The 25,042-nt window shown below is 43.9% G+C and carries 28 protein-coding genes and 1 riboswitch; of the genes, 9 read left to right on the top strand and 19 right to left on the bottom strand.

What is annotated here, in order from left to right:
- The first annotated feature begins 5 nt into the window (after positions 1-5).
- From bioD to LSG31_RS10780, 3 genes are all read left to right on the top strand, one after another.
- The gene (gene bioD / locus LSG31_RS10790) at positions 6-707 is read left to right on the top strand and encodes a dethiobiotin synthase (RefSeq protein WP_347439257.1); all 702 of its coding nucleotides are present in this window, start codon (positions 6-8) and stop codon (positions 705-707) included.
- 120 nt (positions 708-827) lie between these two features.
- A complete protein-coding gene (gene bioF / locus LSG31_RS10785; protein ID WP_347439256.1) occupies positions 828-2,024 on the top strand; it encodes an 8-amino-7-oxononanoate synthase in 1,197 nt (398 codons plus the stop codon).
- The gene (locus LSG31_RS10780) at positions 2,018-3,244 is read left to right on the top strand and encodes a cytochrome P450 (protein WP_347439255.1); all 1,227 of its coding nucleotides are present in this window, start codon (positions 2,018-2,020) and stop codon (positions 3,242-3,244) included. Before bioF ends, LSG31_RS10780 begins: the two co-directional genes overlap by 7 nt.
- A 178-nt stretch (positions 3,245-3,422) precedes the next feature.
- Here LSG31_RS10780 and LSG31_RS10775 read toward each other — a convergent pair whose 3' ends face one another.
- The 3 genes from LSG31_RS10775 to LSG31_RS10765 form a co-directional block, all read right to left on the bottom strand.
- Positions 3,423-4,244: a uroporphyrinogen-III synthase gene (locus LSG31_RS10775; RefSeq protein ID WP_347439254.1), complete on the bottom strand. Its 822-nt coding sequence runs from the start codon at positions 4,242-4,244 to the stop codon at positions 3,423-3,425.
- Positions 4,238-4,648 carry an SANT/Myb-like DNA-binding domain-containing protein gene (locus LSG31_RS10770; RefSeq protein ID WP_347439253.1) on the bottom strand — a complete coding sequence of 137 codons (411 nt, stop codon included), beginning with the start codon at positions 4,646-4,648 and terminating at the stop codon, positions 4,238-4,240. The genes LSG31_RS10775 and LSG31_RS10770 overlap by 7 nt, the downstream gene beginning before the upstream one ends.
- 32 nt (positions 4,649-4,680) lie before the next feature.
- A riboswitch (cyclic di-GMP riboswitch) is annotated at positions 4,681-4,773 on the bottom strand.
- A gap of 103 nt (positions 4,774-4,876) precedes the next feature.
- Positions 4,877-7,123, bottom strand: a complete 2,247-nt coding sequence (locus LSG31_RS10765) for a sensor domain-containing protein (protein WP_347439252.1) — start codon at positions 7,121-7,123, stop codon at positions 4,877-4,879.
- Between the two features lie 309 nt (positions 7,124-7,432).
- On the opposite strand from LSG31_RS10765, the gene LSG31_RS10760 reads away from it, so the two are divergent.
- Entirely contained in the window at positions 7,433-7,663 is a 231-nt protein-coding gene (locus LSG31_RS10760) for an AbrB/MazE/SpoVT family DNA-binding domain-containing protein (protein ID WP_430734258.1), read from the top strand.
- Positions 7,657-8,007, top strand: a complete 351-nt coding sequence (gene mazF, locus LSG31_RS10755; RefSeq protein WP_347439250.1) for an endoribonuclease MazF — start codon at positions 7,657-7,659, stop codon at positions 8,005-8,007. The genes LSG31_RS10760 and mazF overlap by 7 nt, the downstream gene beginning before the upstream one ends.
- 78 nt (positions 8,008-8,085) lie before the next feature.
- Here the strand turns inward: mazF and LSG31_RS10750 are convergent, their stop codons facing one another.
- From LSG31_RS10750 to LSG31_RS10715, 8 genes are all read right to left on the bottom strand, one after another.
- The gene (locus LSG31_RS10750) at positions 8,086-9,066 is read right to left on the bottom strand and encodes a bile acid:sodium symporter family protein (RefSeq protein WP_347439249.1); all 981 of its coding nucleotides are present in this window, start codon (positions 9,064-9,066) and stop codon (positions 8,086-8,088) included.
- 21 nt (positions 9,067-9,087) lie between these two features.
- Positions 9,088-10,236 (bottom strand): galactonate dehydratase, encoded by a 1,149-nt coding sequence (gene dgoD / locus LSG31_RS10745; protein WP_347439248.1) that lies wholly within the window; start codon positions 10,234-10,236, stop codon positions 9,088-9,090.
- 37 nt (positions 10,237-10,273) lie between these two features.
- Positions 10,274-10,930 (bottom strand): bifunctional 4-hydroxy-2-oxoglutarate aldolase/2-dehydro-3-deoxy-phosphogluconate aldolase, encoded by a 657-nt coding sequence (locus LSG31_RS10740; protein ID WP_347439247.1) that lies wholly within the window; start codon positions 10,928-10,930, stop codon positions 10,274-10,276.
- Between the two features lie 44 nt (positions 10,931-10,974).
- The gene (locus LSG31_RS10735) at positions 10,975-11,931 is read right to left on the bottom strand and encodes a sugar kinase (RefSeq protein ID WP_347439246.1); all 957 of its coding nucleotides are present in this window, start codon (positions 11,929-11,931) and stop codon (positions 10,975-10,977) included.
- A 317-nt stretch (positions 11,932-12,248) separates the two neighbouring features.
- A complete protein-coding gene (locus LSG31_RS10730) occupies positions 12,249-13,121 on the bottom strand; it encodes an RnfABCDGE type electron transport complex subunit D (protein ID WP_347439245.1) in 873 nt (290 codons plus the stop codon).
- Positions 13,108-14,064 carry an FAD:protein FMN transferase gene (locus LSG31_RS10725; RefSeq protein ID WP_347439244.1) on the bottom strand — a complete coding sequence of 319 codons (957 nt, stop codon included), beginning with the start codon at positions 14,062-14,064 and terminating at the stop codon, positions 13,108-13,110. Before LSG31_RS10725 ends, LSG31_RS10730 begins: the two co-directional genes overlap by 14 nt.
- Positions 14,065-14,120: 56 nt before the next feature.
- Positions 14,121-14,654, bottom strand: a complete 534-nt coding sequence (locus LSG31_RS10720; protein WP_347439243.1) for an FMN-binding protein — start codon at positions 14,652-14,654, stop codon at positions 14,121-14,123.
- Positions 14,655-14,861: 207 nt separating this feature from the next.
- Positions 14,862-15,563 carry a response regulator gene (locus tag LSG31_RS10715; RefSeq protein ID WP_347439242.1) on the bottom strand — a complete coding sequence of 234 codons (702 nt, stop codon included), beginning with the start codon at positions 15,561-15,563 and terminating at the stop codon, positions 14,862-14,864.
- Between the two features lie 436 nt (positions 15,564-15,999).
- Here LSG31_RS10715 and LSG31_RS10710 point away from each other — a divergent pair, with 436 nt between their 5' ends.
- Positions 16,000-16,821 carry a dienelactone hydrolase family protein gene (locus tag LSG31_RS10710; protein ID WP_347439241.1) on the top strand — a complete coding sequence of 274 codons (822 nt, stop codon included), beginning with the start codon at positions 16,000-16,002 and terminating at the stop codon, positions 16,819-16,821.
- 172 nt (positions 16,822-16,993) lie between these two features.
- Here LSG31_RS10710 and LSG31_RS10705 read toward each other — a convergent pair whose 3' ends face one another.
- From LSG31_RS10705 to LSG31_RS23350, 4 genes are all read right to left on the bottom strand, one after another.
- Positions 16,994-17,281: an STAS domain-containing protein gene (locus LSG31_RS10705; protein ID WP_347439240.1), complete on the bottom strand. Its 288-nt coding sequence runs from the start codon at positions 17,279-17,281 to the stop codon at positions 16,994-16,996.
- Between the two features lie 76 nt (positions 17,282-17,357).
- Entirely contained in the window at positions 17,358-17,828 is a 471-nt protein-coding gene (locus tag LSG31_RS10700; RefSeq protein WP_347439239.1) for an ATP-binding protein, read from the bottom strand.
- A gap of 111 nt (positions 17,829-17,939) precedes the next feature.
- Positions 17,940-18,410 carry a PP2C family protein-serine/threonine phosphatase gene (locus tag LSG31_RS10695; protein ID WP_347439238.1) on the bottom strand — a complete coding sequence of 157 codons (471 nt, stop codon included), beginning with the start codon at positions 18,408-18,410 and terminating at the stop codon, positions 17,940-17,942.
- Positions 18,411-18,933: 523 nt separating this feature from the next.
- Positions 18,934-19,122 (bottom strand): winged helix-turn-helix domain-containing protein, encoded by a 189-nt coding sequence (locus tag LSG31_RS23350; RefSeq protein WP_430734257.1) that lies wholly within the window; start codon positions 19,120-19,122, stop codon positions 18,934-18,936.
- Between LSG31_RS23350 and LSG31_RS10690 the strand changes: the two genes are divergently transcribed.
- Entirely contained in the window at positions 19,065-19,646 is a 582-nt protein-coding gene (locus LSG31_RS10690) for a hypothetical protein (protein ID WP_347439237.1), read from the top strand. The two genes, LSG31_RS23350 and LSG31_RS10690, sit on opposite strands and share 58 nt — an antisense overlap.
- Positions 19,647-20,006: 360 nt before the next feature.
- Here the strand turns inward: LSG31_RS10690 and LSG31_RS23345 are convergent, their stop codons facing one another.
- The 4 genes from LSG31_RS23345 to LSG31_RS10675 all read right to left on the bottom strand — a co-directional run bounded on the left by LSG31_RS23345 (position 20,007) and on the right by LSG31_RS10675 (position 23,097).
- Positions 20,007-20,240: a DUF5348 domain-containing protein gene (locus LSG31_RS23345; protein WP_430734216.1), complete on the bottom strand. Its 234-nt coding sequence runs from the start codon at positions 20,238-20,240 to the stop codon at positions 20,007-20,009.
- Positions 20,241-20,313: 73 nt separating this feature from the next.
- Positions 20,314-21,123 carry an ExeA family protein gene (locus tag LSG31_RS10685; protein ID WP_347435624.1) on the bottom strand — a complete coding sequence of 270 codons (810 nt, stop codon included), beginning with the start codon at positions 21,121-21,123 and terminating at the stop codon, positions 20,314-20,316.
- Positions 21,120-22,385: a DDE-type integrase/transposase/recombinase gene (locus LSG31_RS10680; RefSeq protein ID WP_347435625.1), complete on the bottom strand. Its 1,266-nt coding sequence runs from the start codon at positions 22,383-22,385 to the stop codon at positions 21,120-21,122. Before LSG31_RS10680 ends, LSG31_RS10685 begins: the two co-directional genes overlap by 4 nt.
- A gap of 145 nt (positions 22,386-22,530) precedes the next feature.
- Entirely contained in the window at positions 22,531-23,097 is a 567-nt protein-coding gene (locus LSG31_RS10675) for a DUF6431 domain-containing protein (RefSeq protein ID WP_347435626.1), read from the bottom strand.
- A 330-nt stretch (positions 23,098-23,427) separates the two neighbouring features.
- Here LSG31_RS10675 and LSG31_RS10670 point away from each other — a divergent pair, with 330 nt between their 5' ends.
- Together LSG31_RS10670 and LSG31_RS10665 are read left to right on the top strand one after the other, a co-directional pair.
- Complete coding sequence (locus tag LSG31_RS10670; RefSeq protein ID WP_347439236.1) at positions 23,428-24,387, top strand: S8 family peptidase; 960 nt, start codon at positions 23,428-23,430, stop codon at positions 24,385-24,387.
- A complete protein-coding gene (locus LSG31_RS10665) occupies positions 24,387-24,992 on the top strand; it encodes a hypothetical protein (RefSeq protein ID WP_347439235.1) in 606 nt (201 codons plus the stop codon). Before LSG31_RS10670 ends, LSG31_RS10665 begins: the two co-directional genes overlap by 1 nt.
- The last annotated feature ends 50 nt before the right edge of the window (positions 24,993-25,042 follow it).

The raw sequence follows: 25,042 nt of genomic DNA, 5'->3' as shown, positions 1-25,042 counted from the left end.
TGCAAATGAGTGGTTTTTTTCTCACAGGCACGGATACCGATGTCGGGAAAACGGTTATTGCAGGCGGACTTGCAGGAGCTCTCCGGCGCCGTGGAGTGGATATCGGTGTATTCAAACCAATCCAAAGCGGTCATATGGCTTCGAACCCGGAAGGTGACGCGGCACGTCTAAAATATCTTTCCGGGGTCGATGATTCGCATGACCAGATTTGCCCTTTTTCTGTCGAAGAACCGTTAACCCCTTATTTGGCTTTGAGAAGGGCCGGTCATACGCTGCAATTGGGCGACATCAAAAAGCGATATATGGAACTTCTGACAAAACACCGTTTCCTAATTGTAGAGGGGGCAGGCGGACTTGCAGTCCCCTATGTGGAAGACGGCATGGTGATAGATTTGGCTGCCATGTTGAAGCTTCCCCTTCTTATTGTTGCACGTCCTAATTTAGGAACGATCAATCATACGATTCTTACTGCTGAATATGCCAAACAATATGGCCTGACGATTGCCGGGGTGATCATTTCCGGTCTTGGCCGGACAACGCCGGGGATTGCCGAACAAACGAATCCGGAATTGATTGCGCATTTTGGAAACGTGCCTGTTCTAGGCTCTGTCCCTTGGCTTGGTCAAAACCAAAACAGAAATGAAATTCTTGATGCCATCGAGCATTCTCTGGATATTGTTGCAATCGAAGCACATCTTGGCAGTTGAAGAAAAGATCCTAAAGACGCATCATGATAATGCTTTCAGAGTTAAGACTCCCACCTGATTTCCCGATGTTTCAGCTTGCTGAAACGAGTTCAGGAGAAAAAGAATGGAAAAGGAAATGATATGGATACGATTTGGAAAGCGGAATTAAAAGAAGAATTGGAACAACTGCAAAAACTTTCTCAAAAACGAAAATTAACCGAAGTGGAAGCGGCGGAACAGCCTTGGCTTACAATCAATCATCGCAATTTGCTGAATCTTTCTTCCAACAACTATCTGGGGCTGGCTGGCGATATACGGCTAAAAGAGGCGATGATCCATGCCGTTCGCGAAATCGGTACAGGCGCTGCTGCTTCAAGACTCATTGTCGGCAACTATCCTCTTTATGAGCAAACGGAATCCGCTTTGGCAAAATGGAAAGGCGCAGAAGCCGGGCTTATTTTCAGCAGCGGCTATTCGGCGAATATCGGAATGATTTCCTCGATTATCGGGCGGGACGGAATCGTATTCAGCGATAAACTAAACCACGCCAGTATTGTCGATGGAGTGATTTTGAGCAGATCTGAGCATAAACGCTATCGTCATAACGATTTCAATCATTTGGAGACATTATTGAAACAAGCGCCTTTTCATAAGCGCAAACTCATTGTGACAGACACAGTCTTTAGCATGGATGGAGATCTTGCGAAACTGCAGGACCTGGTTACGTTAAAAGAACGCTATCATGCCATTCTGATGGTCGATGAAGCGCATAGCAGCGGAATATTCGGCGAACATGGCGAGGGTCTTGTTCATCATATGAAACTCCAGGATAAAGTAGAGATTCAGATGGGGACGTTTAGCAAAGCATTGGGTTGCTTTGGAGCATATGCTGTCGGAGATCGGTGGTTAATGGAGTACTTTACAAACAAAATGCGGAGTTTTATTTACACGACCGCTCTGCCGCCTGCAATCCTTGGGGCCATTTATGCGGCGATTCGAATTGTTCCAAACGAACATCAACGGCGAAGGACATTATTCGAGCATAGCGAATATTTTCGCAATTCGTTATTACAGTTAGGATTTAACATTTGCGGCAGCGAAACACAGATTATTCCAATTCTCATCGGCCCGAATGATCAAACAACGGAATTTAGCCAAAGATTGCTGGAAGAAGGAATTGCAGGGATTCCCATACGACCTCCGACCGTTCCAATGAACCAGGCACGAATCCGCTTTTCACTCATGGCGACACATAAACGGGAAGATTTGGATTTTGCAATCGAAAAAATATCCTTGGTGGGTAAACAAATAGGGATGATTGGAGGTCACACATGGTAAAGAACTGCTCACATGAAAATACGTACAAAACAGAAACAATCGATCCGACTGCGAAGGAATTCCTTGCAAATCCTTATCCGACATATCATTGGCTGCGTTCCCATGATCCCATACATTGGCTGTCATTGCCCGGGCAGGAAGGGTGGATGATTACACGGTATCAAGATGTTTTCGATATCCTTAAAAATCCCCGTTTCCAAAAGCGGATTGCAGCTTCAAACGTCTTTCGAAGATTTCGGCCATTCGTAAAATTACAGGAACATATGTTTCTCTTCCAAAATCCGCCGGATCATACCCGAATCCGTACATTTGTGAGCAAAGTATTCAACCAACATACACAGCACCTGCAAGAGCATGTGCAAGAAATTTCCGATTATCTGATCGATTCAAAGCAGGACGCGGGAACGATGGATGTTATCTCCGATTACGCTTTCCCTTTGCCTGCAATCGTGATCGCCAGAGTGTTGGGAGTGCCGATGGATGACTGCGAACGGTTTCGACAGTGGTCAAATACCTTGATTCAATCCATTGATTTGATTCGAACAGATACGACTCTTTACAAGGGTGCGGAAGTTGCCGGTGAATTGATTGAATATTTTCAATATCTTATCAAAAAACGGCGTGAAGATCCGAAACATGATCTTATTAGTGCATTACTCGCAGAAACAAAGCAGGAAAACCCACTCAATGAAGATGAATTATTGGCAACCTGTATTTTATTATTGAATGCCGGCCATGAAAATACTGTGAATCTCATTGGCAATGGCATGCTTTTGTTGCTATCGAACGTAGATCAATTGGAACAATTAAAACAAAATCCTTCTCTGATTTCTTCAGCGGTTGAAGAATTTCTAAGATATGAAACACCCACGCAAATGACAGTTCGCTTTGCAACGGAAGACATGCGATTGGGGAATCAATTCATAAAAAAAGGCCAGCAAGTGCATCTATTTTTAGGTGCCGCAAATCGCGATCCTGAAGTATTTTTTGAGCCTGACAGACTTGATATTGCGCGAACTTCCAATCAGCATCTTGCATTCGGGTGGGGCATTCATTTTTGTTTGGGTGCAGCTTTGGCGCGAACAGAAGGGCAAATTGCCGTTCAAACACTTCTTAGGCGAACATCGAAGCTCGAACTTTTGATCGATGAACCACAATGGAGAGGGTTGATTGGCTTTCGAGGTCTTGACACACTCCCCATTTCCTTTTCGAATCTGTAGCGAAACATCCATTCTCTTGCAAATGATTGCAACACATGAGACTATGTTTGGGATTTTTCCGGATACATTTAGGAAGAGAACATGATTGATCCAGAATTCCGGCATGTTGCACCTATCATTTTGCAACATGCCGGAATTCTGTTATCATTGATTCTTTTACAATTTGAGTTAGAATCCATCACTTGTCCGATTTGCGGTTTTCTTCATAATAACGAGCCAAAGCGGCGATCATGCTTCCCATGCGTTCTTCTTTCGGTGTTATAACGCGATCGATTCCTTCTTCTTTTAAAGCCTCCGCAGTTACCTTCCCGACTGCAACAGCAACGATGTCGCCTTGAAATGCTGCAACAATTTGCTGCGAAACAGCTTTTTTCCGGGCATACTCCATCAGAAACCGTACTTGTGGCGTACTTGTAAATGTAACTGCATCCACCTCGCCTTGCAGGATCTCCGAAATCAGTGTTTCGACGATCGACAACTCTGGGGCTATGTGTTTGTATGGCAAAATCTCATAAATCTCAGCATTTTGGGCCTTCAGCCATTGGACGAGACGCGGTGCATGATCTCCGTACAACTGAAGCGATATTTTCTTCCCCTTTAAATCAAAATGTTCAAGTGCTCGTAACAGGCCTGCTGTCGTACCGTCATCATCACGAACTGTCGGTTCAATTTCCAGCGTTTTCAAGAAACGAACCGTCTTATATCCTCTTGCAGCAATCCTTGATGTACGAAGTTTCAAAATAAAATCTTCCTGTATACCTAATCGTTCTGCAGCTTGGCACAAAATTTCCCCACCGACTCCGGTAGTTAAAATGACCCAATCGGTTGCACGTTCGATAAACGCAACAACTTCCCTCTCAACTTCATGATCATTGACTGCCACTGTTGTCTGTGTTGGCCTTAAAACAGGAATTCCGCGAAATTTTTCAACAATTACGCTCAAATCAGCCGTTTTTCTGGAACCTGTCAGCACAACTCTTTTTCCTTCCAGGCTTAGCATGATGATTCCTCCGTTACGGGATCTAATAAAGTTTCACTTTGATTTTCTTCTGTTGAAAATCTTCCATGTATGTCACGAAACACCCGCATCATATGATTAATATCAGGTTTTGCTTTTTGTTCGGATGTTAAATGGCGCGCTTGTTCCACATATTTGATAAACTTGACGTATAACTCGTTTGTGTATGAATCAATGGGGTCATTTCTGACGTTCGGGATAGGATCGATTTTTGTTGATCCGGCTGTTCCTTTTTTACGTCTGCCCGAGGTTCCACGCAATCGTCTGATGCGGCTGCGTATCGCATGTTCCGTGCGATCCGGCAACATTTTTGCAAGCTCATTCATTGGGATTCTTCCGTAAAAATTGATGATAATTTGATCTTCTTGCGGAGTATAGGCCAACATGAATAACACACCTTCTTTTTTAAACTAGTCAATTCGGTATCTGGCTGACATTTCATAAGAAATCTCATGAGTTAGTCCCTTTAGCTTTGCGTCACTGCGTTTCCGCAGTTTTGCCATTATCGCTGAATAGATGAATTTGTGTTATCAGCCACATTTCTATTCCATCCAAGTATTCTACAATTGTAGTATAAACAATTTTCCAGAATTTCTGTATAGTAAAATGATAGACTATTTCAAAAAGCGGTCCTCAATCCCGGCTGCGGAGATCGGTTGGCTGTATAAGTATCCCTGAACATAGTCACACATCTCAGATTGAAGAAAACGCAATTCCTCTTGTGTCTCGACTCCTTCCGCTACTACCAGAAGGCGGAGGTTTCGCGCCAATTGAATAATATTTCTTAAAATTGCCTGATTTTCCTGATTCGAGATATCTTTGACAAACGATCGGTCAATTTTGAGTTTGTCGACCGGAAATTTTCTCAAGTAGCTCAGCGAAGAGTAACCAGTTCCAAAATCGTCCATGGCACATCGAACGCCCATTTCCTTCAAATCTTTCAACGTTTGCATCGCATGCTGAATATCATTCATAAGCGCGCTCTCTGTAATTTCAATTTCGATCCATTTTGGATCAATCTCGCCTTCATTGACAATCTCTTTGAATCTCTCCATAAAGTCCGGAAGTTGAAAATCCATTCCGGAAACATTGATCGATATGGGAACCAATGAATATCCAAGCTGTTGCCAGTTTTTAATTTGCCGGCACACACTGCGTGCCACCCATCTTCCGATCGATATGATTTGGCCTGTTTCTTCTGCAATCGGGATAAATTCTGTCGGAGAAACAAAGCCATATTCCGGCCGATTCCACCGAATCAGCGCTTCAAGACTTGCTACATGACCTGTTTTTACGTCGATAATCGGTTGATAAAAGATTTCAAACTGTTCATTTTCAACAGCTTCCCGCAGCGCATTTTCGATTTCCAGCCGTCTGGAATACTCGTTGTGCAGTTCTTGCGTATAGACATAAAACTTGTTTTTGCCGCGTTCTTTTGCCGCATACATGGCAATATCCGCACTGCGAATCAATGGTTCCACCTGTTCTCCATGATCTGGAGCAAAGGAAATGCCAATACTTGCAGTGACACGAAGAATTCTGTCCTCGATAAACAAGGGCTTTCGCAGTTGTTTGAGAATGCCATCCGCTATCCCTTGAACGATATTCATATTCGTGACATTCGGCAGAATGATTGCAAACTCATCACCGCCCATCCGGCAGGCAATGCCGGAATCAAAGACACACGCCTGCAATCGCTGTGCGACATCTTTTAAAACCTCATCACCCACTGTGTGATTTAATGTATCATTTATATGCTTAAACGAATCCAGATCAATAAACATGACTGCTACAGACTCATGTGTTTGTCGACTTTTCAATGCATCCCGCAAGTGCGAGTGCATCATCTTGCGATTGGGAAGTCCAGTGAGCGCGTCATGAAAAGCCAAATATCGGATCTTTTCATCCGTTGTTTTACGTTCCGTAATATCATTAAATACGACTTGAACAGCAGATTTTCCATTAAAACGAATAGGAAGTGTGAATATTTGAATATACACTTCTTTTTTATCCATACAAACAACTTTGATTTCAATCGGTTCTTGTGGACTGACGGCCATCGTTTTTATCTGTTCCAAAACAGCCGGTTGAACATCTGGGTGAATGAAGTTTAATACGGAGAAGCCTTGTAAAGATTCTGCGCTTGGAGCACCCAAAATGTCGGCGCCGCTAGGATTGATATAGTGAATGACGCCATTCTGATAAATCATGACACCGATCGGAGAAGATTCCACCAACGTACGATATTTCTTTTCACTTTCTTTTAACGCCTCAAGCATTTGTTTTTGCTCGGTGATGTCCCGCCCTATGACAACCAATCCCTTGCGGCGGCCATTCTTATCAAACATCGGCACTTTATGCGTATCATAGATTTTCACGCTGCCGTCCGGCTGAGACACCGTCTCCTCCACACGGGTGATTTTCCCCGCTTTCCAGGCATACTCATCCGATACTTCGCAATAATTCAACGCATCCCGATAAAACGACGTGTACTGCGCCAATTCTTTATCGGTTTTTCCGTAAACATCAATACCCTCAAGTCCGAACAATCGGAGCATGGGGGGATTCGCCTCGATCCATCTTGCTTCCGCATCCTTGAAGTTGATTGCATCCGGCAATGCATGAATCAATGTCTGCAATTGATCTTGTTGTTCTTGCAACTTGATTTCCGTCCTTTTCAAGTTTGCAATATTCTGCTTGAGTTTTGCAATAATACACCCCAACAATACAATGACGAGCAGAAAAGCGGTGAACCATATCATTTCTGAACCAACTGTGATTCTTATCCCATCAGGCACAAAACGCATCAAAGAAACCATTCCCCCGATTACCACGAAACCTGTGTCGTACATATCAAACATACATGCCTCTCCTCAGTCGCTAACGAAAAATCAATTTGATTCTATTATTATGCCAAACACAACTCTATTAAGGATACAAGTAAATTATTCATTTGTGTAATCATGATCCGAAGAAATCCAAAACTTGTACGACACTTTAAAGCTTAGCAGTTTATCCGCATTAAAAAAAGCGACCATTCTCAGGTCGCATATACTACTATTGTTTTGTACACATCTTAACTAAAGACAACCGATCGATGAATCTGTATCCTTGATTTCCATTGTTATTAAGTATATACTTTGTATATACTTAAGTAGGAGGTGTATGATTTGTTCCAAGTTCAAAAATGGGGGAACAGTTTAGGCATACGAATTCCGAAAGCAATAGCTGTGAAAGCAGGTCTTGAAGAAGGTTCAGAGATTGATTTTGACGTTGAAAATGACAAAATTATTATTAAACGAAAGCAACAAAAGTTGGAAGAATTAGTATCGCAAATAACACCTGACAATATTCACAAAGAGATTGCTACAGGCCCTGCAAAAGGTCGTGAAGTATGGTAAGTACATACATCCCGGAACGTGGAGATTTTATTTGGCTGCAGTTTACTCCGCAATCTGGTCACGAACAGGCTGGAAGAAGACCGGCATTTGTTATTTCACCCCAGTCCTACAATAGCAAAGCCGGTTTGGCTTTACTTTGCCCCGTCACATCAAAGATCAAGGGGTATCCGTTTGAGGTTATTGTTCCGCAGGATTTGCCAATTGAGGGTGCCATCCTTTCTGATCAAGTAAAAAGCCTGGATTGGCAATCCCGACAAGCATCCTTCATTTGCAAAGCATCTGAAGAAATATTGTCTGAAGTCATTTCAAAACTCGAATTGTTGATTTCATCTTCTGCAGTTTAATGGCTCAATGAAAAATATCCATTCCCTGATTCGCGTTTTGTTGGTGGTACCCTGAAACGCGAATCAGGAAACCGATACCTATGCCACATGCAACGGTTGTTTCCCCGTTCCATCATGCGTCTTTCGCATATACAGCCAGTAGACGAACGTTGCGAACGGCTGTTGAAAAAGCATGGCCAAGACGACGGGAATGGAAACGTCATGGCCAAAATACTGTGTCGCAATTGTGATTCCTGCACTGATATTCCGCATGCCGACATTATATGTCATGGCGATTCGAGTTACAGGTTTCAATCTCGCAGCAACGCCGGAGAAATGTCCGATCAAGTAGCCAAACCCTGCAACCAGGATCAATGTGATCAACAACATCTTAAAGTTGCTGCCATGTTGAATCGTCGGTTCGACAACCGCCACATTAATCGCCACAACCAACAACATGGCGATCTTTGAAGCGGGGCCCGCAATCGGCTGAACCACCTGCTTTGCTTTCCCCTTGGACCATTCATTGATCAGAATCCCCAGGATGGTCGGGATCACAACCATCCATACCAATCCCCAAAACAGCGTTGCAAACGGAATCTGTACAGATTTGCCAACGACTGCATGAACCGTTAAAGGTATGACCAGAGGACTCAGCAGCGTATCAATCGAAACGATCGCCAGTGCAAGAGGCAGGTCGCCTTCTGCCAAACCGGTCCACATCACTGATGTCACTCCAACCGGTATGGAAGCCCCCAGTACGATGCCGGTGATGTAGGATGACTGATGTGCCAAAGTAAGCTTGGCAATACTGAAGGCGAACAATGGCATGAAAACATGAATCATGAAAAATGCCAGAACGATGGTATAGGGATGCCGCATGACATAGCCGATTTGTTTGATTCTTGTTCCCAATGCGGTCACAAACGTCATACATGCAAACAAAGCGACAATGCTTCCTTCCAGATGCGCAAGGACTCCATGCAATACGTAGCCAATTGCCATTGCAGAAAGCACCCAGATAAATATCCAACGTTCCAAATAATGATTGATTTGCAGACCTGCTGCTTTCCAAGACATATGAATCGAACTCCTATTTTCTTACCATTCCGCCACACTGCCATCTTTGTGGCGCCAAACGGGATTTTTCCAGTTATGGCTGATCTCCGCCATTTTTCTTACGTGTTCTTCATTGATTTCAATGCCAAGACCAGGGCCCTGCGGAATTTTTACATATCCGTTGCTATAATCGAAAACAGTGCGATCCACGACGTAATCGAGCAAATCGCTGCCCTGATTGTAGTGAATGCCAAGACTCTGTTCTTGGATAAACGCATTGTGAGCCGTTGCATCGACTTGCAGACAAGCAGCCAATGCAATCGGGCCCAGGGGACAATGTGGCGCCAATGCCACATCATACGCTTCCGCCATGGATGCAATTTTTTTGCATTCCGTAATTCCGCCGGCGTGAGACAAATCCGGCTGAATGATATCTGCATAACCGTCTGACAAGAGTTTCTTAAAGTCCCAGCGGGAAAACATCCGTTCACCGGTAGCGATCGGGATTGCCGTATGATTGGCAATTTCCCGCAATGCCTCATGATTCTCCGACAATACCGGCTCTTCGATAAACATGGGACGGAACGGTTCTAATTCCTTCGCCAGAATTTTTGCCATCGGTTTGTGGACGCGTCCATGAAAATCGATGCCAATTCCGATATTGCCGCCAACCGCTTCCCGCACCGCTGCGATTCTGGCAACCGCTTCATCAATTTTTTGATAAGAATCGATATATTGCAACTCTTCTGTCCCATTCATCTTGACAGCCGTGAATCCCGCATCTGCCACCTGCTTTGCCGCCTGGCCGACATCGCTCGGTCGATCCCCGCCGATCCAAGAATATACCCGGATCGAATCGCGACATGCTCCACCCAGCAATTGATAGATGGGAGCCTGATAATACTTGCCTTTGATATCCCAAAGGGCTTGATCAATTCCGGCAATGGCGCTCATAAGTATCGGACCGCCGCGATAAAAACCGCCCCGGTACATCGTTTGCCAATGATCCTCGATCCGCAGCGGATCTTTGCCGATCAGATGCTCCATAAGTTCTTTCACAGCCGCCGCAACAGTTGCAGCCTTTCCTTCGATTACCGGTTCCCCCCAGCCGACAATGCCCGCATCTGTTTCAATTTTCAAAAACAACCAGCGGGGAGGGACTTGAAATAATTGATAGCTTGTTATTTTCATAACGTTCGCTCCTCATGTATCGTTTCTTTTGCAGCTTTCATTCTTTCCTTCCTTCCGCATTTCTTGCTCTCCGCACTTCTGCCGCCATTTGCTGCGCTTTCTCTGTCAATTGCCGCAAATAGCTTTCATTGACCGTTTCTTTGGCATTGACCAGGGAACTGCCTACACCGACGGCAACAGCACCCGCCTGTATATAAGAGGCAATATTTCCAAGGCCGATTCCCCCCGTCGGCATCAAAGGAATTTGCGGCAATGGTCCATGAATATCTTTGATATACGAAGGTCCCAGCGATGTTGCAGGAAATACTTTCATGATGTCTGCACCACGCTGAAACCCCGTTAAAATTTCGGTTGGCGTAAAGGCTCCCGGAATACTGATGGCGCCGTAGCGTTTCGTTATCTCAATCGTCCCGACATCAAGGGTGGGAGAAATAATAAACGTTGCGCCTGCCGCAATCGCTGCCCGTGCCGACTCGGAATCCAGCACGGTTCCGGCACCTACGAGCATGTCGTCGCCAAGTTCCGCTTTTACCTGTTCGATGACGGCCAGGGCATTTGGCGAATTCAAAGTGATCTCAATCGCTTGAATGCCGCCCTTTTGCAGCGCTTTGGCAATCGGCAATACATCCTTCGCCCTGGCGCCGCGAACGATTGCCACAATACCGAAATCGTACAACTGTTGTAATCGTTTCATCCTCAACACATCTCCCAAATGTTTTTGTCCTGTTAATCAGTCGATCAACGTTGTACATCATCGCCATCTTTTGCAGCAGTTATAAAGGATTGCAAAGCTGCTTGATCCGGCAGCCCTTCCACATCTCCCGGCACCATGACTACCATCGCGCCGACAGCACATCCCCGCTCCACCGCTTGGGAAACGTGCAAACCGTCCAACATGCCGGAAAGAAATCCGGCAGCAAATCCGTCTCCTGCGCCAACCGGGTCCACAACTTGCGGAACCTTGAACCCATCGACACGCCCGTTCACTTTTTCCGAAACGTAGTACGCACCTTTGTTTCCCAACTTCATCACAACGAGGGACGCTCCCTGTTTCAAAAACAACTCCGAACATTCCACAGGATCTCTTGATCCAAACAGAAATTCTGCTTCACTGATTCCCGGCAAAACAATATCCGCATGCCGGACGAACTCTAACAAAACCCGGCGGGCGCGTTCTTCTTCCCACAGTTTTCTGCGCAAATTCGGATCAAAAACGACCGTTACCCCATGCTTTTTTGCCAAATGAACCGCCTTGAGCACCATTTCATGACAGGAATCACTGAGTGCAGGCGTAATCCCTGTAATATGCAAATATTTCGCCTTTGAAATGTATTCCTCATTTATATCTTCTTTGCACATAAGGCTTGCTGCCGAATGTTTGCGGTAATAATAGACTCGAACATCGGAAGGATTCCTGAATTCCTTAAAAAAGATTCCTGTCGGTGCCGTGCTGTCCTTTTTGACAAGACTGATATCCACACCTTCTCCCCGTATAAACGAGCGGATCTTTTCTCCAAATTCATCATCCCCGACCCGGCTGATCCAGCCGGCTTTGTGGCCAAGCCGCGATAAACCGATGGCGACATTCGACTCCGCCCCCGCAACTTTTGCTGAAAAGGTGTTGGCATGCCGCATCAAACCGATGGAATCTGGAGTAAATAACAACATTGTTTCACCTATTGTGACGACATCCATTTCGCAGCTTCCTTTTTCCTGTTTTTTAAAAATGTTTGATTTTGAGATGCATCCGAACAAAATCCGAACATAAAACGTTTCATTACGCAACACGTCATCCCAGTAGAAGCGATCAACTGATGCCGTATAGTTCTTATTGTAATAAATGAAAACGCTTTATTCAATAAAAGAGTAGAAAAAACAAACAAAAAGCGCCTCGAGCTCATACGTATATTTTGCGATTAATTTTTGTAAGCGATTTTATTTATATTAAATACAGTTGAGTTAGTACCACGTAAAACACCAGAGTATCCGACTCTGGTGTTTTTATATGACAGCTATATGTTGCTTTTATAGATGCGATACGCGTTCCAGACATTTGCTGCGAGCAACCCTATGAATAGATAAGTAAGTCCTCCGAACATCATAAAAATAGCCACACCGACGATTGCTGTTATACAGCCGAACACGACCTGATCTTTGTATTTGCCGGGAGATGTCGGGGGATCTGTCAGCATGAAAAACGCCATAAAAAGAGCGGAGTTGATGAAAGGTGTGCGCAGAGCGTCTCCTGCCTGACCAAAGTTGAGAAACCCCATCAATAGCAACAAGATGAAATACACAGCCAAAAAGGAAAATGCCTGTGGAAATTTATTCACCCGACTTGTGACGAGAAAGCCGCCGACAAGCAAAAAGGCGATCGACCAAATCGGCAATTCCGACATGGCTCCCCACCAGCTTTGACCGCTTGAAAACAAAAGAATTGCCGCAAGCAGCCCGAAAGCGGCAGGATTCAAAATCGGTTTTCTTTTTATCTTCAACACGTGTTTGGAAACAATTGCAATCCCGGTCGTCAACGCACAGATATACCAAGGTGTCATGGAACTTAAAACAAGCGCTACAATGAGTCCGGTGATGACGCCGCCGTCAGAAAACAGGCGATTGCGTTTTTGCAAAACCCCAATCAGCAAGTCCAATAACAAGGCTGTTACGATAGCAGCGCAGGCATTGAGAATCCCCTGACGATCTGCTGCGTGCATTCCCGCAATCGCCGTCATGACGATGAGCACAATCATTACATAGAGTTTCGGCGTCATGAGAAATTTCCGTTGCTGCTTTTGCGTATTTCCCTGTGGTCTGACTTGTGTTTGCTTGCGGCTATAGGTTTGTTGGCGGCTTAGCGTCTGCTCCATTCCTCTATTTGTGTTCATACAAATACCTCTTCATTTGATTTGTCGTATAGATATCCAAATTCGGCGTGATGAGCAAACCATCGAGATCCACTTGCTCCAACTGCCGAACCCCCTGCTCATGACCCAAAATAAAAGCTGCTGTTGAAAATGCATCGGCCATCATCGCAAAAGGTGCAATTACGGTACAGCTTACAATGTCAGGCTGTGAAGTGCCTGAGCGCGGATCAATCAGGTGATGCGTCCGTTCCTTTACCGGACTTTTTCGCTCATAACTGCCGGAAGTACAAACGGCCATATCCGTCACCCGCACCGAGCAAATGGATTCCTCTTTACGATAAGGATGCTGAATCCCAATAAGCCAAGGCTCCTCCTGTTCATTCATTCCGCCGACATAAAGATCTCCGCCGGCATCGATTACAAAACCTTCAAAATCATTCAATTCCTTCGCCGCTATGTCCACAGCCAATCCTTTCGCTACTGCTCCCAGATCCAGTAGCAGCGGTTTTCGCAAGAGAACCGTCCGATTTTCTTCATTTAGCTCAACATCCAAATAACTGACGGAATTCTCAGCATTGTCCATCCATGTGGTCCAAGGATTCGATTCGATTCGATCACCTGTTAAATAGTGGCGATTGAATCCGTACGTCTCCAACGTATGGCCAATTGTCGGGTCAAACACTCCACCTGTAAGATTCGCCACTGCCCATGCAAAGCGAATGGCTTCAAAAAGAATATCGCTTGCTCGTACAGGTGTCGCCACATGCATGGAAAGACGCCTGAGTTCACTTTGTTCATGAAAACGACTGCACACACGTTCCACGAAATGAAACGCATCAAATGCTCGCGTCATGCATTCCTTAGCTTCCATCTCGGCATGAGCAGTCACTACTTTTACGGAAACCACCGTACCCATGCAGAGTGTCGATTGTACAAATGTTCGTTTTGCTGTATGAGTCATCATCCGCGCTATTCCTCCTTTTTCTCCGGCAATAAGGAATTTACGCAAGGAATGCCTATTTACGCTTGCGCCTGTTGGAGCGCCTGCTGAACTGCCATTTGAAAATCTTCCGTACTTCTTGTAGCTCCCGAAACTACGTCGACATTTCCGTTTTGCCGTGCCACCACTTGCTCCGGCAACACAGGATCAATATAGGATTGCGGATAATGTGTACTGCTTTCCGTAATTTTACAGGATATGATTTTGCCTTGTTTGATCGTCACTGCTACTCCTACGGTTCCAAAGCGATTGGTTCCCTGGCCGTAATACGTGCCATCACGGTATTTGCCTTGGCTGGCAGCAGCCTTTGATGTACTGGCATTTCCCTGGTTCGCCGTAACATCTGCTGCATTTGCTTCGGAGTCGTTCTGCGCTTGTTGTGCAGAATCTGCCTCCGCAACTGTCTTTTGCTCCGGTTGTGCGGAAGCGGACATGGCTGGTATATTTTTCGCAATGGCAGTACCGGGATTTTCTGTCACCACATATCCCGCACTATAAATAATTCCGATTGCAGTTGCACAGAGTGCAACCATCGTATTGCTCATCTTTGCCATATTGTTACCTCCAAACATTCCGGTTGTTTGAAACTGTATAGAGTTCAGAATGGTTGTATCGACTGTTTCCAGGACGTATGAAACCTTCACTTACAGTATGCCTGATAAATTTTTGAATACCATTAGAATCCAAGAAAAAAGACCGATAAACGAGTGCTCATTGTCTATCGGTCGCCATTCACACATTGTATTGTTCTACTCCCTGAGTCATTCATTGCGTATCAGGTAACGATTCACAGGGCGGCCAACCCCGCCGTACTGTATATCGATTTTTACACTCCCGTTTTCCTCTAAATATTCCAAGTATCTTCTCGCAGTGACTCTTGCGATCCCCACACCCTCTGCCACTTCTTCGGCGGATAGAGATACGCTTTGCTTCGTTAAAAACTCCAAAATGCGATTGAGTGTAATTTCATTTAATCCTTTTGGAAGAATCATCTGCTTTTTCGGTGCATTCATGTGTTCCATGAGATGCTTCCCATGCAGCAATTGATCCAATTCCGCCTGTGTTACGGAACGTCCCTCATCCAAGCTCCTTTTCCTTGCAGAATAATTTTCTAATGATTTCTTGATTCGTTCAAACTTAAACGGTTTTATTATGTAATCCACAGCCCCTTTTTGCAAAAACCACCGAATGGTACGCATATCGTTTGCTGCTGTAATGATAATGACATCGACTTCCACTTGTTCGCGAATTTGCGCAAGTGTATCCAATCCATCTTTCAATGGCATAAAAACGTCAAGCAAAACGAGATCCGGTTTCAAATCGTTTATTTTCTGAATGCCTTCAACGCCATTGTTTGCGATTCCGACAACTGTAAAACCCACTACATTCTCCACAAATTGCCGATTCACTTCTTGTACCATCGGATCATCCTCGATTAATAGGACTCGAATGGTTCGATCCATCGCCGACTCCTCCTTACTACAATCCTCGCTACCCATACGACACCGCCGGAAAGAGCGTAAAACGCTCGTCCCTCCCTTTCCGAAACTATCTTTATACCAGTAGTATATATCGAGATTCCTGTTTTCTGCGCGCGTCATGCAAAATTCCACAGCCAGATCCTGCAACCCAGAGTCCTGCAGTCCAGATCCTACAATCCTATCCTACAGTATGTTGCTCTGAAGTTGTACCATGAAAATAGGGATAGATGATGAACCTAATGAATACTCCGCTTGTAAACGCCTGAAGTCGGTTATTCTTTACTCCTATCGTGATGATTTGACTTTTAAAATGTAATTACCTAGACTAAATTGTGTTACAAACATAGTTGATTTGCAGATCGTTTGAATGGGTCAAAAAGGAGTAGCGGAGCTTTTCACTTTTCCGGGAGGGATCTTTGTGACTTTACATGCAGAGTGGATCGATTACGGCACAAACAATCAATTTCGCGCATTTTTAGCAAAGCCTGCGAACAACAGTCATACACTTCCAGCCATCATTGTCATTCAGGAGATATGGGGTGTGGATCATCACATTCAAGATGTGACAAAACGTTTTGCACAAGCCGGTTACCTGGCCATTGCTCCTGATCTTTTCGCGGAAGGCGGCGAGCGGCCGGACGCTTTGCAGCCAGATCGCATCGAAGGGATCAAAGCATTTCTGGAAAGTTTGCCGCCCACCGCGTGGGGCAGTGAGGAGCAAAGAGAAGCAGCATTAGCCAAATTGCCGGATCCGAAACAAACAGAATTGCGGGAAACTTTCCGAACATTATTTGGCGACGTATTGGCAAAAATCGATCACTATGCGGGGCAACTGCAAGAAACATCCATGTTTTTGAAGAATCAGCATGAAGTGACCAAAAATCAGCCCATCGGATCTGTCGGCTTTTGCATGGGCGGCGCTTTATCCGCATTATTAGCCAGCAAAGATCCAAACATACATGCCGCTGTTATCTTTTATGGAAACGCCCCAAAACCGGAGGCGATCTCCCACATTCAGTGTCCGGTTCTGGGTTTTTACGGGGAATTGGATAAACGGATCACAGACGCAGTTCCCGCTTTTGCGGCCGCGATGAAAGAAGCAGGCAAATCTTACGAGTATCATGTGTATCCAAAAGCACATCATGCATTTTTTAATGACACAAGGGCATCCTACAATCCAACAGCGGCACGAGACGCATTTGCCAGGACATTAGGCTTTTTTAACGAACAGCTTCGGTAACTGCTTGTGTACTTTTGATTTTCCAACAATCAACTTTGCCTTTTGTACATCCATATGATATACTTCATTCGAGCCGACATATTGCGCCGCGTTCATGCTTTCGGGTTGTGGAGCCTGATGAACGCGAATGTCACAATCCCCCATCTTTGCATGGGGGATTTATTATTCTTTGTTATCTTTCATTTGAATAGCTTCGGCGCAGGCGCATTCTTTCAAAAAAGCTGAACGCATCGGGAAAATTTTCTATGTATGAGGAAAGTCCTACAATACGGAAGATTTTCTGGTAATGACTGGATACACCAACTGCATAACAGAAATATTCTTTCTGTCGTGCTTCGCGTACATAGCGAATCAACAAAGCAATCCCTGCACTGTTGATATAGCGGGTATTCGTGAAATCAAACAGTATATCCTTGCTTTCATGGAAGGAAGCAAGCCAAGGATAGGTCTGAAAAAACACGGTTTCCTCATTTCGCGTCAATTCATCCTGAAAACAGACACACCAGGTGTTTTCTTTTGTATACGTTGAAATTTTGCTATTGTCCGGCAAGTCTTTCACCTCCATTCCGATTTGGAATCTTAACTTGGACTTCCAGAAATGTTCTTCCTTGTCTCGTGCAGAATTCCCAATTGTTCGCTAACTGATCAATTAACTGCAGCCCCCAGCCGCGTGTGCGGCTGTTTTCGCTGAACGCACTCTCGATTGTGGGAAAAGCGTTTATGACCTCATCCTTGTCTATGTTTGATGTACCACTATTGAAAACGCGAATCAACAATTCCTTCATTTCCAACTCGAGTTCAACGGCGTAATCGCACAAGGGGTCAAACGCATTTCCATGTTCCATGGCATTCAAGCAACATTCGGCCAAGATTGTTTTAATGTCCGATACGATTTCTTCGTCTATATGAAATGGAGCCAGAAAGCGTTCCGCCATTACAAGCGCCAATTTTTCAGTGCCCAACCGGCTGGGAAATGTGCCATATACATGTGTGTGTGCATGCTGCATATCTTTCCTCTCCTTTGCCTGCTTCCCACATTCCCACAGTGGGAATTCTTCCTTGAACATGGCTGTTCATAGCTATTCGAAACTGTTTTTATCCTGACTCAAGTTTTCTTTCTATGTGTCGAAAGCGGACCATAAACAGCGTGCTATTTCCCCTTCAACCAATCCATCTGTGTATAAGACTAAAATATCATGCGGCTGCATGGAAACTGTCATCTGTTCAAAAACCGCCTGTGCATCCACACCTAAAGGAATCGATGGCAATTCGATTTCCTGAACGCCCGATTTGTTGATCAAATAAGGAAAAGGATGGCCAGCGCCTGCGTATGTAATCGTCTGTTGGCTTTGATCGGCAAGCACAAGACCAGCGGTGACAAACATGGGAGTGCGAACATCCCGAATCAAATACCGGTTCACTCTTTGCAAAATTTCTTTTGGCGAACATTCGGAAAACGACTCTGAACGAATGTTGGACAACAAAGAAGACACCAGCAAAGCAGATGCCAATCCGTGTCCCATAATATCGCCAATTGATGTTCTTCGCCATGTGAAGTAAATTCCCTTCCTGTCAAAAACAATCAGCAATCTTTTTTAGAAGATGTTCAAAAAGTAGTCAAAACTCCACGGCGGATTGCTTTGCCGAATCCCAAAAAGCCTTACTCATGTACCAAACACGTACACTCCGTCGGCTTTTCGTGCTTCGACTTCGCACTCCTTGTGTCTTACTTGACCACTTTTTGAACACGCACTTTTAGAATATTTCGTATTTTTCAGGCATATGTGAAAACATCTGTTCATCCATGCTTAAATTTTTATTTTATCAGACGCGCTTTTATACCATTTCCTTCGAAACAAAGAACCGGCTTCTTCGCAAGGCACATTTGATGAATGGAAAGATTTTTTGTCAGACGGGAATACACAATAAGACCCACTCGAAATGTTTTTCGAGTGGGTTTTTAAATTTGGATATCCGATCCAGTTTTTTTAGTGGACAGCAACCATAACTGGCTACGACCGCTTTTAATCATCCTAATTTGGGTGGAAATGTCCGCTCTTATGTTTTTGGTTTCAAACGCTACCTTCAGAGGAAGCTAATTTGATAACCATTTTACTTTTTTCTAGGATATAGTATATATCCTACACCACGAATAGTTAAAAGGCATTTAGGATTACGGCTATCGTCCTCTAGTCGATCCCGTAAACGTTTGATATGGACATATAACTCATTCGGTCCAATCAATGTATCTGGGCCCCAAACATTTAAAATTAATAGTTCTGTTGATACAGGATTCCCCATATTTAGCGCCAAGTAGCTCGATAAAAGCCACTTTTAAAACTGTCCCAAATTATAGTGGCAAACTTCAGACAGATACTGCTGATCCAGGCCCTTGGACTCAAAGTGCTCTATTAGGAGTTGATGGCGATGGCGATGGAAATTGGGTAAGCACTACACAATGGGAATATCAGGATGGTGTGAGTTATTCGAAAGTTGAAGATCAACTTAATTGGACGGAATCTAATAAAGGTTATTCTAACCAAGAGGCAGTAGGAACTTTGGATCAGGGTAGTGAGGCTAGTTACGGTGTTGTTCAAGTGAATACTTTTTCGAATTCGAATATGCCGTACACCACTTCAACAAACGGAAGTAGCACTTGGGTTCAGGGATACACAGACGTTTTCTTCCAGGTGAGCAGTAGTTTCTCGGCGAGTTATGCCGGCCTATCCATTTCTGTTAGCAGCGGTGGGCAATGGCATCAATTTGCGGTGACAGAAGCAGCTTATGATGGTAGTGTTGATTACTCACAAGCACAGTATACTTAATACTATTGTGAATTTGCACAATAAATCGGCTTAGGATTTGCAAATTATTTAGGTCCCATATCGAAAGATTTTAGGCCCCTTTTTCAGAATAAATTAGCCAATGATTAAAAAATTTGCACGCTTTCGCGGTCTTCTGGCGAGTATTTCATTCCACTATTATCCAATCCATCCTACTTCAACTACACTTTATCCCAATTCCGCTCTTGTTCAAATCGTTCATTCCCTATATACTCGTCTAATACGTGATCAAGTTTGCTTTTTTCCTAACGCGCTATCGCTTGTTGCACCCAGTAGAAAGGCAATAGCATTTAGCTATTGCCTTTCTACTGGGTCTAAGAAGTAATCACTTGTCACTCTTTGTTAATCGACTTTCACTTCGTATTTCTGTTTTGGATGTAAATAAAATCGAGTTTCCCGAAGGTATAACAGCCATTCACAGCCAAGTTCTATTCTACAAGGGATATACTCATAGCCTACCTTAATCTCGAAACAATCGCCGCAGTGAAGGTCGTAAGAATGGTCTATCTTTTGGATTTGCCAGCGTTCCTTGGCAGGACAATAGACGAGGATTCCTGGTTTTTGGGTTCGGGTCATCATGATTCTTTCCTTTCCTGAGAATATTTGGGGATCAGGGTTGTCCCCTTTGACTCGTTCTAAGCCATCCAAGCTATCTCAATGCCAGACCGCACTCCGGGGCGATGATCCGGATGACTTCGGCATCGATCTGTTCTTTTTTGTTTTGGCTGCCATATAATAGGGCGTGCATAGCCAATAAATTAATCAGGCGTGGATATCCATTGGAACAGGCACTAACAGCTTCTATTGCGTCTTCCGTGAAAATCGGATATTTCGCCCCGGCATAGGCAAGGTGATGCTCCATATATCCCTTGACCTCTTCCTTATCCAGCGGCTCGACCTGATGTCGAACCAAAAGCCGCTGGGATAAGGATCTATGTGGGTTTAACGACAGACGGTCCCGTAAGTAAGGCCAGCCGCATATAAGAAGGACAAAAGGATTCTGGGTATCCATGTGAAAATTAAAGAGCAGGCTCAAATCTTGTAAAAAGACATCTTTGGCCATTTGCATCTCGTCAAGGATGAAAACCGGCGTAATCTTTTGTTCGTAGAACAAACGGCTAATCGCCTGTTGGATTTGGCGAAACAGATCCACTTTCCGACTTTGTGGCTGTTCTCCTAGGCCGAAGGCCAATCCACGGTAAAAGTCAGTTACTGTTCCTGTAGACAACGGGAAATAGATGACCTTGTAGAGCGATTGGCCCAAGCCTTCGGCAAATGCACCCAAGGCGTAGGTTTTACCGGCTCCCGGGTCGCCGACAACAAGTGCCATGCCGCGAACCTGCTTCATGTAGGTTAAACATCCCATTGCTTCTTGAAAGGAACGGGAAGTATAGGGCGACATACCTTTGGTTTCCTTGGCAAAAGGGATTTTGGAAAGGGAATAGAATGCCATGATCATTCCCTATCTTCTCCTTTCCTGTCCATCCCTTGCATATCAGCGAAGGAGATGGCGGGTCGTTTTCGTTTTACATGAGCATTATCATGAAAATTCACTTCAGAAGCGCGAGCGACTGGTTTCCCGTCCTCATAGATATGCACGCCTTGTTCATCGTAACGAATCTCGATCTTTTGACCTATAAATCGCTCGGGAACTTCATACAGCTGGTTATTGAGCGAAAACGTTCCGTCATGTTTGACAGTTCGATTCTCCCGTTTAAGAAAGATAGGATCTAATTTGGCAGGGTCGTCGACCATCCGTACTTGATCAATCTGGGACAAGTACACTTCGAGCGGCATTTTTCCATTGAGAGAAGAATGTGGCTTGCGATGGTAGTCTTCCTCCAACCACTTCCAAAACCGTTCATTCAGTTCTTCCAATGAAGAAGCCGGTTTTGCTTTTAACAGCGAATAGAAACGCGTCTTAATCGTTCCGAACAGGCGTTCTATTTTCCCTTTGCTAGCGGCATCATAGGGCTGCGTGTGCAGGAGGTGTATGCCTAATTCTGCACAAGCCAAATGCAGCGTATCGGAACGAAAGATCTTGCCGTTGTCGGTATACAGCATCTTGGGAATGCCTCTGCGAAGCAAAGCTTCTTTCAAGACTGTGCGTAGCCCGTCAAATTTCTCGGATGGGACAAATTGCGCAAATGTGCATAGGCGAGAGCAATCATCGATCACCGCAATTAAATACGTCTTGATTTTTTTGTCGCCTGTACGAAGATATGGCCCATCTGACAGGTCGGTTTGCCAGAGCATATTGACCGTATCATGAGAAAACCGTTTTCGTTCGGGCGAACGCACTATCCCCTTCCCCAGCAATCCCTCCTTTTTCAGTAAGCGATAGATAGAGGTATAAGATACATCCTGCGGTAAAATCTCTCCTTGTTGCACCAATTGGTCATAAAACACCGTCACTGGCATTCCTTGATTTTCTTTACGCAGGGATACCAAGTGCAGCTGTAATTCACCGGATAACGATCGGGATTGTCCTCGATCCGAACGTGCCTGGGGCTTTAACGCGTCAAAACCATTACGGCGATATTGCCTTAGCCAAGCTAAGATTGTCTTGGGTGTAAATTCTTTGGAACCATAGTAAGGGACTTCGTGGGTTTTGGCAGACACCTCAGCCAAATATGTGGCGCGATCCACCTGTTCATTGAGCAAGGGAGCGATGATCCCATAGCGAAAAAGGGCCACGCGTTCCCGGTTTTGTTCATCCATTGGTTAAGTAGCCTCCCATTGTCTAAATTGGAAAGAACTGGCGCGCTTTCTCGTTCTTCCTTTTCGAAGGCTAGCCGGCTAACCATTACGATGCATTATAAAACCCGTACACGGTCCCTGACGAGGAAAAAGGTATGTGGAAACATTATTCTGTTTTGGCCACGGGTGATCCGTGATAAAATGAATGTGCCATAAAGCTGCTAATGTAATGATTGTGCCACTTTCGAATGAAGGTGACTCTGGGGAGAGTTTCAATCATATTCAGAAGCATTATGGCTTTTTCTATGGGATCTTCTGGGAAGATCTGTTTGTTCCCCTCAAGACGAAAGAACATCTCGATGATTTTGCTTTTGGCCATCAACCGTTTCCGGTAAAAACAAACTAACTGGCGGCTAAATAGCAGTACACAATAAGCCCAGAATAGTTGTAAGGTCTGCAAGATGGAAGAGAGCGTGTTCTGAAAGTAGGGAAGCAGAAAATCCGGAAGAATAGCGAATGTTTTGTTACATTTGGGATTCGGACATTTGTAACGGCAAATGGGAATCCGATATTCTGCATCGGTCTCGATCGCGTAGCGGTTATAAAAACCATGGCGTTTTAACTTCTGTTGGGACTTACAAATCGGGCAAGATTCAATCACAGGGAAATTATTGGCCCTGCCGAGCTGAAAATAACAGGGAAGATCAACTGGAAAATGATGGGTAATAATCACTCGAAACACCGCCCTTATAATTTGCAAAAAGTTTAGCAAATTGAGGCGGCATTAAAATAGCGGTAATCTGTTCCAATGTGCAAATGAGCACTTGTTTCCTGCGGAAACAAAGTGCTCATTCACAATACTATATTAATGCATACAAGAGAGAATCTAAAAGGGGGATATCACTCCCTTTTAGATTTTTCGAAATAAAATGTGGTTATTATCACTTGAGTAAGTTGTGGACGTTGATGACCAGAACTGCAGTGTACAAATTACAGAGCAACAAGAGACAGAAGAACAACCAATATTCATAACAGGGGTTGGAAGACTTCGTTTAATTAGAGGGTGGCAAAGATCAAAAGGAAAATATATATTTTAATTTATTTTGTAATCACTTTGACTATAGTCACTACCGGATATCAAACCAAACAAGTATCTTTTAACAAGATAAACTATAGTAATAATCATTCTGCTTTGCTTACCATGCACGCAAATACAATAGACTTGCATATACCTGAATCTAGTTTTAATAAAATTAAGATCGGGATTATTGATACAGGATTTATTCCTACAATACCATTTTTAAATATCACTTGGGCAAATTCAGATTTCACACCTGCTTTGAGCCATCATGGAATCATTGTTGCCTCTTTGATAGGTGCAAAAAAGAACAATTATTCTATGGGATTTCAAGGTGTTCTACCAGGGGTGCATATTGTTGCATTTAATATTCCATCTAACCATTTTAATTCTCTTGAATTAGCTCACGGAATTAATCAATTGACGAACCAACATGTTGATATCATAAACGTTAGTTTAAGTACTTCTGTTTCGACTCCTGAACTCTATAAAAGTATTGTAAGAGCAATTAAACATGGAATTGTTATTATTGCATCATCAGGCAATACGTATAATAATATTTACAACTATCCAGCTTCTTATCCTTTGCCTGGACTGATTTCTGTTGGTGCCTTAGACAAAAATCTAAACATTCTATCATCTACCACTGTAAATCGTCGTGTAGATGTTTATGCTCCAGGCCAAGCAATCCATTCGATCAATTACAATAATACATCCCATAAATATCAACAAGAAATTTTCTCAGGAACATCCGTTTCAACACCATACGTTACGGTACTAGCAGCACTTCTTAAAGCAAAAAACCCAAAACTCTCGCCGCAAGAGATTGCATTCGTTATTCAACAAACTGCGTTATCTTACGAATCAGAGTGGTGGGGACAAAATGAACAAATAAAACTCATTGATTTCCGGAAAACACTAAACTACAGAAATGAGGGAAACTAATGTCTATGAAAAGATTACTGGGGCTTGGGCTATTTTTAATTTTACTAGTAGGATGTACTCCTTCGCATAATCAGAAAGTAACAGAAAATAGTATTCCTGTTAAGGACGCAACACAGGAACATATTTCGCACCCTCATATCAATGGGAGCAACTGGACAAAGTTACTCTCAATGTCTCTCCCTTCAACTATTCAGGATTTCCACCTCATCAACACCCAAATACATAGTAAAAATATTTTTTTATTCTTCACATATAGGTTATCAAACAAACCCTTCGAGGGCATTGCCTATGTAAATCAATCAGGATCGATGTCGACATTAGAGAATATTGATACTGCACAAGTAGATCAATCTTCACCATACACCCTACATCAGATGTCAGGTTCGCTTTCCTCCGAGCCAAAAAGAAACTATATCGTGACGGCTGGGCTGATCAATGATAAGAAAATTCAGCAAGTACAAATTATCTACCCCAATAATACTGCAGCTATCAAAGTAGTCGGCAGTACAACGCATTCTTACATGGATTCACAAATTGGCTTAAATTCAATTAGAGAAATTGATTATCTCGGCTCCGACTTAAAAGTACTATTTAGAAGAAAATAAATTACGTTTGAAGAAAGCAAAAATAGAAGACTTTGCACTCTTCGTACCAG

Source organism: Fodinisporobacter ferrooxydans (assembly GCF_022818495.1).
GTDB classification, from domain to species: domain Bacteria; phylum Bacillota; class Bacilli; order Tumebacillales; family MYW30-H2; genus Fodinisporobacter; species Fodinisporobacter ferrooxydans.
Note: the sequence above shows the minus strand (reverse complement) of the source record. Positions and strands in the feature narration are given on the sequence as shown.

What these genes read in the sequence shown, in the direction of transcription:
- LSG31_RS10700 (WP_347439239.1), bottom strand. Translation starts at nt 17,828, where the DNA reads ATGCAGCATGCACACACACATGTATATGGCACATTTCCCAGCCGGTTG.
- LSG31_RS10735 (WP_347439246.1), bottom strand. Translation starts at nt 11,931, where the DNA reads ATGGATGTCGTCACAATAGGTGAAACAATGTTGTTATTTACTCCAGAT.
- LSG31_RS10740 (WP_347439247.1), bottom strand. Translation starts at nt 10,930, where the DNA reads ATGAAACGATTACAACAGTTGTACGATTTCGGTATTGTGGCAATCGTT.
- LSG31_RS10765 (WP_347439252.1), bottom strand. Translation starts at nt 7,123, where the DNA reads ATGTTTGATATGTACGACACAGGTTTCGTGGTAATCGGGGGAATGGTT.
- bioD (WP_347439257.1), top strand. Translation starts at nt 6, where the DNA reads ATGAGTGGTTTTTTTCTCACAGGCACGGATACCGATGTCGGGAAAACG.
- LSG31_RS10750 (WP_347439249.1), bottom strand. Translation starts at nt 9,066, where the DNA reads ATGTCTTGGAAAGCAGCAGGTCTGCAAATCAATCATTATTTGGAACGT.
- LSG31_RS10720 (WP_347439243.1), bottom strand. Translation starts at nt 14,654, where the DNA reads ATGGCAAAGATGAGCAATACGATGGTTGCACTCTGTGCAACTGCAATC.
- dgoD (WP_347439248.1), bottom strand. Translation starts at nt 10,236, where the DNA reads ATGAAAATAACAAGCTATCAATTATTTCAAGTCCCTCCCCGCTGGTTG.
- bioF (WP_347439256.1), top strand. Translation starts at nt 828, where the DNA reads ATGGATACGATTTGGAAAGCGGAATTAAAAGAAGAATTGGAACAACTG.
- LSG31_RS10730 (WP_347439245.1), bottom strand. Translation starts at nt 13,121, where the DNA reads ATGAACACAAATAGAGGAATGGAGCAGACGCTAAGCCGCCAACAAACC.
- LSG31_RS10690 (WP_347439237.1), top strand. Translation starts at nt 19,065, where the DNA reads ATGTATCTGGGCCCCAAACATTTAAAATTAATAGTTCTGTTGATACAG.
- LSG31_RS10715 (WP_347439242.1), bottom strand. Translation starts at nt 15,563, where the DNA reads ATGGATCGAACCATTCGAGTCCTATTAATCGAGGATGATCCGATGGTA.
- LSG31_RS10685 (WP_347435624.1), bottom strand. Translation starts at nt 21,123, where the DNA reads ATGATCATGGCATTCTATTCCCTTTCCAAAATCCCTTTTGCCAAGGAA.
- LSG31_RS10725 (WP_347439244.1), bottom strand. Translation starts at nt 14,064, where the DNA reads ATGATGACTCATACAGCAAAACGAACATTTGTACAATCGACACTCTGC.
- LSG31_RS10665 (WP_347439235.1), top strand. Translation starts at nt 24,387, where the DNA reads ATGTCTATGAAAAGATTACTGGGGCTTGGGCTATTTTTAATTTTACTA.
- LSG31_RS10770 (WP_347439253.1), bottom strand. Translation starts at nt 4,648, where the DNA reads ATGTTGGCCTATACTCCGCAAGAAGATCAAATTATCATCAATTTTTAC.
- LSG31_RS23345 (WP_430734216.1), bottom strand. Translation starts at nt 20,240, where the DNA reads ATGACCCGAACCCAAAAACCAGGAATCCTCGTCTATTGTCCTGCCAAG.
- LSG31_RS10680 (WP_347435625.1), bottom strand. Translation starts at nt 22,385, where the DNA reads ATGGATGAACAAAACCGGGAACGCGTGGCCCTTTTTCGCTATGGGATC.
- LSG31_RS23350 (WP_430734257.1), bottom strand. Translation starts at nt 19,122, where the DNA reads ATGGGGAATCCTGTATCAACAGAACTATTAATTTTAAATGTTTGGGGC.
- LSG31_RS10780 (WP_347439255.1), top strand. Translation starts at nt 2,018, where the DNA reads ATGGTAAAGAACTGCTCACATGAAAATACGTACAAAACAGAAACAATC.
- LSG31_RS10775 (WP_347439254.1), bottom strand. Translation starts at nt 4,244, where the DNA reads ATGCTAAGCCTGGAAGGAAAAAGAGTTGTGCTGACAGGTTCCAGAAAA.
- mazF (WP_347439250.1), top strand. Translation starts at nt 7,657, where the DNA reads ATGGTAAGTACATACATCCCGGAACGTGGAGATTTTATTTGGCTGCAG.